The organism is Nitrospirota bacterium, from assembly GCA_030645475.1.
Lineage (GTDB): Bacteria > Nitrospirota > Nitrospiria > Nitrospirales > Nitrospiraceae > Palsa-1315.
In genome coordinates, this window is record JAUSMA010000033.1 from 58,958 (window position 1) to 65,868 (window position 6,911).

General features: G+C 56.5%; 4 protein-coding genes and 1 tRNA gene. 3 read left to right on the forward strand and 2 right to left on the reverse strand.

Going from position 1 to position 6,911, the window contains the following annotated elements; translation table 11 throughout:
• Window positions 1-488: 488 nt before the first annotated feature.
• The 3 genes from Q7U76_08210 (at window position 489) to Q7U76_08220 (ending at window position 4,268) form a co-directional block, all read left to right on the forward strand.
• Window positions 489-565, forward strand: a tRNA-Arg gene (locus Q7U76_08210).
• Between the two features lie 15 nt (window positions 566-580).
• Window positions 581-3,538 (forward strand): DUF748 domain-containing protein, encoded by a 2,958-nt coding sequence (locus Q7U76_08215; protein MDO8356355.1) that lies wholly within the window; start codon window positions 581-583, stop codon window positions 3,536-3,538.
• 94 nt (window positions 3,539-3,632) lie between these two features.
• The gene (locus Q7U76_08220) at window positions 3,633-4,268 is read left to right on the forward strand and encodes a peroxiredoxin (GenBank protein MDO8356356.1); all 636 of its coding nucleotides are present in this window, start codon (window positions 3,633-3,635) and stop codon (window positions 4,266-4,268) included.
• Window positions 4,269-4,359: 91 nt separating this feature from the next.
• On the opposite strand, the gene Q7U76_08225 is transcribed toward Q7U76_08220, so the two are convergent.
• Window positions 4,360-6,546, reverse strand: coding sequence for a radical SAM protein (locus Q7U76_08225; protein MDO8356357.1), 2,187 nt, complete (start codon window positions 6,544-6,546; stop codon window positions 4,360-4,362).
• Between the two features lie 46 nt (window positions 6,547-6,592).
• A partial coding sequence (locus Q7U76_08230; GenBank protein ID MDO8356358.1) for a hypothetical protein occupies window positions 6,593-6,911 on the reverse strand: 319 nt, incomplete at its 5' end.

Consider the following 6,911-nt stretch of genomic DNA (forward strand, 5'->3'; position numbering starts at 1 on the left):
ACCTTTCCCGGTTAGGTCGGTCGGGATATGCAACGTATCGCGGTCAAGTATAACATGGGTATGAGTTGGATCAATGATGGAGAGGCGTTCATCTGCGTAAATAATCGCTCGCACCCTGCTTCATTTGATAGGGTAGATCCCGGATGCAAGATTAGGCCTTTCTTTGTGAGGCTTCCTTCACCTGCTGGTTTGCCGTGGCAGTCTTGGACGCGGCTATCTCGTCCTCGGTAACGAGTGACGGAGGGGGTGGCTAGGGTCATTTCCTTTCCGGACAGTTTCTGTGCTAACAGAGCATGTGAAGTCAGTTCTGCCTGGCTGATGCGCAGACATGTGGGAATTTAGATTCCAGGCCGGTATAATCTCTCGCGTGATCGGGACTTGACGCAAGCAGCTCAAAAGGTTCACAAATACCTCCAAGAGAACACGCCGGGAACACTAGCCGAGACCGTTGCTAACTACTCTTCACGTAAGTGATTGATAAATAGTGTGCGCCCGTAGCTCAGTTGGATAGAGCATCAGCCTTCTAAGCTGAGGGTCGTTGGTTCGATCCCAACCGGGCGCACCATAGGGTTTCCTACTCATGCGTTGGCTGTTTCGTCCTTCCCGTCTTGCGATCCTTGCCCTGGGCTTGGTGCTTTGCTACACGCTGGTTGGATTTTTTCTCCTTCCTTACCTCATCAAGGCATATGCCATCCCTACTCTTGCCGAGACGCTTCACCGTCCAGTGCTGGTGAAGGAGGTGGAGCTCAATCCCTTTGCGCTGTCGATTCGAGTAACGGGCTTCGAAGTTCGAGAGCCGGATCAATCCGCCTTGCTGGGGTTCGAGGAGTTCTTCGTTAACTTCGAGATCAGCTCCCTCATCCGCCAGGCCTATGTGTTCGATACCATTCGCCTCACCGTGCCGTATGTCTCTGCACGAGTGTCTAAAGAGGGTCGCTTGAATTTGACGGAACTGGTCCCTCCGGCCAATGGGCCAGGGGCTGCACCGGCAACGAAGGATTCAACTGCCCCCTCTGCCATTCCCGCCGTGCAGATTGGCCATCTTGAAATCGCGCAGGGGATCGTGGAGTTTTACGATGAGTCGAAGGAGAAGCCGGTCTCGATGGAGATCTTGCCCCTCGGCATTGTCTTGAAGAATTTTCATACCAAGCCGGGCGGGGACAATACCTATGCCTTTATGGCCGAGTTGGGAACAGGGCAAATCCTGGATTGGAAAGGAACGGTGTCTCTTGAGCCGATTCGCTCCGAGGGGACCGTTTCGCTGGTCGGGGTGAAGATTCCGACCTTCTTCCAGCATGTGCAGGACCAGTTCAACTTTGATATTCCCAGTGGCACGATCGAGGCGAAGGGTCAGTACCTGTTCGATACGGGGACTTCTCCTGTCACGCTGGTGCTATCCGATACCACGGTACATGTCCGAGACATCCTCCTTGTCGAGAAGGGCGATGCTGACCCAGTGATTATGATTCCCTCGCTGGATCTCGACGGCATTCATCTCGATCTTTGTGCGCGAACAGTAACGATCTCCCGCATCGCGATGGCCAACGGCTCGGACCGAGCCTGGCGGAATCCCGATGGGTCGATCAATCTGCAATCGCTCTTTACTCCGGTGACGAGCGATTCGTCCACGCCCCCGACTGCGACTCCTCGGGCCAAGACCCCTGCGTCTCAAGCCGTCGATGAGAAGCCCTGGTCGCTATCCATCAAGGAGGTGGGGGTGACCAACCATTCCATTCATTTTGAGGATCGTTCGCTCACGCTGCCGGTGCGCGTGAACGTAACCGGTCTCTCGGCCAAGACCCATGACTTTGAGTTTCCGATCACGAAGCCCATTCCTCTGACTCTGGAGCATCTGCTCAATGACACGGGTAAGGTGGCGGTCGATGGACAGATTATTGTGAAGCCCTTCCAGCTCGATCTATCCCTGGCCCTCAAGAATATTGAGCTCCAGCCCTTTCAGCCCTATGTCGAGCAGTTCGCACGCGTTGCGGTAGATTCCGGGGCGATCGATCTGGACGGACAGATTCATCTGGCCGTGGAGCATCCGAAGGCGCCCTTGATGACATTCCGCGGGAACCTCGGCGTGAAAGCGTTGGCCATTGCCGACCGCGATCAGGGTTCGCCAGTTGTATCCTGGAAGCAGTTCCACCTGAGGCAGCTTGCGCTAGCGGTTGATCCCACCATGGTCAGCATCGAGGAGGTGGGACTCGAGCAGCCGATGATTCACTTGGCTGTTCTGCCCGATGGGCAGCTCAATCTGAAGGCGTTGCTTCCGCAGGCCGATGCGGCCACTCCTCCCTCTGCGCCGGAGGCCGAGCCGGCGAGGACGAAGAAAGGCCCCTCTCCATCGATTGCCATCAAGACGGTGAAGCTGTTGAAGGGGGCTGTCAGCTTTCGAGACGAATCGATGACGCCGACGGTCCAAACCGGGCTGTACGATCTCACTGGCACGATCAAAGGCTTATCGTCGAAACAGCTCGCCAAAGCCGATGTGGAATTAGCCGCCAACGTGGACAGGGTTGCACCGTTGAAGATCGTCGGGACCATCAACCCATTGATCGAGAACGCCATGACGGATCTCACGGTAACGCTTGGAGGGATGGACTTGACCGCGGAGAGTCCCTACAGCGGTAAGTATGTGGGGTATGGATTGTCCAAGGGGAAGCTCTCACTCGATTTAAAATATAAGGTTTCTCAACAACAACTTGAAGCCGAGAACAAGGTCTTGATCGATCAACTGACGTTTGGGGAGAAGGTTGAGAGTCCTGATGCCACCTCGCTGCCTGTGCCCTTCGCGGTCGCACTGCTGAAGGATCGCAAGGGGCGGATCGAGATCGATCTGCCGATTCGCGGCGATCTCAAAGACCCCGACTTCAAGTACGGCAAGGTGGTGGTTTCAACCTTGCTGAATATCCTGGGCAAGCTGGTGACCTCTCCGTTTGCGCTCATGGGAAAACTGATTCCAGGTGGTGGCGACGCTGAAGAGCTGCAATATTTCGAGTTTGACTCTGGTGCTGCCGTGCCGCTTCCGGCAGAACTCAAGAAAGTCGAAGCCATTACGAAGGGGCTTGAGGAACGGCCTGGTTTGCGTCTGGAGATCACTGGTACGGCCGATCCAGTTCGAGATCGAAAAGAACTCGGTCTTCAGAAACTTAAGGCGCAGTTGCTCGCGAGATGGCGGCAGGGGAAAGGCACCTCAAAGGATGCGGACCTGCCGATGCTTGAAGAGGAACGATTGATCAAGGACCTGTACGATCAGCAGCGCAGCCAGCAGCCGGTCCCTGCGCCGGCTATGGCCACTGACCCTGCGCTGAAGCCGCCGACAATCGATGACATGCGGCAGCAGCTTGTTGCGGCCATCGCGGTTTCTGACTCGGATCTTCGAGCCTTAGCGCAACAACGGGCCGATCAGTTACGCGGACAGTTTACCGGTGAGGGGAAGCTTGCCGTCGAACGTGTGTTCTTGACTGAAGTCGATCTGGCGGCCTCGGATCACGACAGGGTCAGAAGTCGATTGAATATCACGGCTGGACAGTAAGCCGTTGCTCCCCCTTGCACTTGATCTTTGAGAGACAGTATCGTAGAGCCGTTCTGTGAGTCGGCCGGCGTTTTGTGTAACCACGGAGGATATCATGGCAATTCGATTAGGCGATGAGGCACCGAATTTTACGGCAGAGACCACCGAAGGGACCATTAACTTTCATGAGTGGCTGGGCGGCGGGTGGGGGATTCTCTTCTCGCATCCGAAGGACTATACCCCGGTTTGCACCACCGAGTTGGGAACCGTGGCCAAGATTACGCCCGAGTTCAAGAAGCGCGGCGTAAAAGTCATCGCGGTGAGCGTCGATCCCCTGGATTCCCACAAGGGCTGGATCAACGATATCAATGAGACGCAGCACACCACGATGAACTATCCCATCATTGCGGATCCGGATAAGAAGGTCGCGACGCTCTACGACATGATCCACCCCAATGCGCTGGATAACATGACCGTCCGTTCAGTCTTCATCGTTGGGCCGGATAGAAAGGTCAAGCTTACCTTGACCTATCCAGCTTCATGTGGCCGGAATTTTGATGAGTTGATGCGAGTGATCGATTCGCTCCAGTTGACCTCGAAGTTCAAAGTCGCCACGCCAGCCAACTGGAAGGACGGCGAAGATTGCATCATCACCCCGGCTGTGAACGATGCTGAGGCGAAGACGCTGTTCCCCAAGGGCTTCAAGACCGTAAAGCCCTATCTGCGTTATACGCCACAGCCGAACAAGTAAGCAGGAAGTAAGTAGGATCGAAGAGCGGGAGAGGCCTGAGGCTTCTCCCGCTCTTTGTCTATGTCCCTTTGGAGCGCTGTCAGGCTCGGTCTTAGACCAGCAGCAACCCAGCGGATCGAACCTTCTTCCATGAGGTACTGCTCAGGAAGGTCTCGAAATCCTTTGCGGTTCCTGGAAAGGTTGCCTTCGTGTCCCGGAGGAGGGGATAGGGAGATGAGGGGGCGCTGTGAGGTGTTGATCGCTGAATCAGATCGTCCAGCCACTGGGCCTGCTGCAGGGGGAGCGTCACGGCGTGATCGCTGGTCCGTCCCGGCAGAATGAGTTTCGTTCTTCTTCCGACCGACTCACAGACTGGTTGCCCGCCTAGCCAAACGAACCGCCGCTCTGCTCCTGGATCATCTTCAACAACTCGGCTCTTGAGGAGACGCTGCACCCACGTGGAGGAGACGCGTGGCTTAGGTGTGGCATGGTCGAACCATTGGCGGACATCAAGAGCAAGGCCTTTTCCTTCCAAGTAATTCAGCATCGATCGCCGCAGTCCTTCACCGAGCCAGTCTGGCGTCTTGCCCTCTCGATCCTCATGCTGAAGGTCATTTTCCGCGAAACCCTGAAACTTCGGTCCGAGGATACGCAGACCATGGGCAGCTGGTTTGAGTCCAATCGGACTGTGAGCCGTCGCGGTGAACCGATGCCAGAAGGCGGATTGCATGAGGTCTGCCGCGACCAATTGACGGACTCGCTCCAGCGAGTCTACGGTTTCTTGGACAGTCTCGGAGGGGCAGCCGTACATGAGATAGGCATGGATCAGGATGCCCGCATCTTTGAAGGCGGCTGCGACAAGCGCCGTCTGATCGACAGTAATCCCTTTCTTGATCTTCTCCAGCAACCGGTCGGAGGCGGCTTCGAGTCCTGCCGTCACCGCAATGCAACCGGAGGCAGCCAGGAGACGGCAGAGGTCCGGTGAAAATGCTTCTTCAAAACGGATATTGCCCCACCAGGAAATGGTGATGCCCCGTTCGAGCAAGGCCAAGGCGAGGGCCTTCAGCGCAGCGGGAGGCGCCGCTTCGTCGACAAAATGGAACCCCCGGCGGCCTGTTTCGGCGATCAATTGTTCGATCTGTTGGATGAGCCGATCGGTCGGTGTCATCTCGTAGCGGCTGATATAGTTGAGCCCGACGTCGCAGAAGGTACATTGCTTCCAGTAACAGCCGTGGGCGACCGTCAATTTATTCCAATGGCCTTCCGACCAGAGGCGATGCATGGGATTGGTGCTGTCTAAAATGGTGAGATAACGACCCAGGTTCAGGCCGCTATACGTCGGGCAACCAACCTCACCCATGCTGAACTCCCGATCTGAGATCTCATTTGCGAAGACCACTCGATCCTTCTCTCGATAGAACGTCCGGCAGAGGTTGGTACGAGACCTGGCTCCTGCCAGATGTTCGATCAACGACAGCAGGGGCCGTTCCCCGTCATCGAGCGTGACGAAATCGACATAGTCGAACAGGCGTGGATCGGACAGACGGCGAAGCTCTGTGTTGGCATAGCCGCCTCCAAAAGCAATGGTGATGTCGGGCCGTCGTTGCTTGATCGAGTGGGCGATACGAAACGCGCCATAGAGGTTTCCCGGAAAGGGCACGGTGAGCGCCACAAGAGAGGGCTTGTGGTGGTCGAGATGCGCCCAGAGGGACTCGAGCATGAATTGATCCGTCAAGGTCGGAGGGACCGCGACGGCTTCGATGATGGTCTCAAACGACGAGGCGGATCGGGCGATATGCTCCGCATAGCGGCTCAGGGCAAAATGGGGCGAGACGGTCGCCCGGATCAAATCGGCCAGGTCTTCAAGATAGAGGGTGGCGAACCGTTTGGCGCGGTCCTGTTCCGACAGGGCATGGACTGACGCGGATCGTCCTCGATGGCCGGCAAAGCGGGGGCCTTGTGGCAGGAATCCTGGCCGGGCAAGGAGCAGCGCTAATGAGGGATTGCGTCCTTGGAGAAATTCGATGACCGGCTCGATGGTATGCAGATAGGCCGGCTCGACCGCAAGCATCTGTCTGGCTTCACCGGGTAACTCATCTTCGCATCCGCGTATTTGTTCGAACACAGCCTGGAGTCCCGATCGGCTGAAGATCTTGAGCACCATTTCGATACCGAGATCGGCCTGGGAGGTTTCAATCCCGCGACCACGGAGAAAGCCGGTAAGGTAAGCCGTGGAGGGGTAGGGCGTATTCAGTTGCGTGAGCGGAGGGATGAGGAGCAAGAGTCGCGGTGTCGGCATGGCCGTTGACATAACACAGGAGTACTTTGCAACGCCAGATGACTCGCTAGGCCGCCTGTTGTTCCTGCAAGGCCTCGCGGGAGGAGTTGATGAAATAGCCTGTCCACCGGCTCAGGTTGAGATAGTCGGATACCTCGTGAGACAGCTCATTTCTCGGGATACTCCGTACGATCGAACGGCTGCTGTCGTGGCTGAGATTGGCAATATTTGGATTGGCCTGATCGACCGTTGGATCGTACATGATGACCAGCGGGCGCATGCGGGCCTGCAGGTTGATGCTGATGACCAGCCCGATGGATTTGTCGGAGAGTTCGACGACCGTCCCCGGCGGGTAGACGCTCAAGATTTGAATCAGTGCGACGATC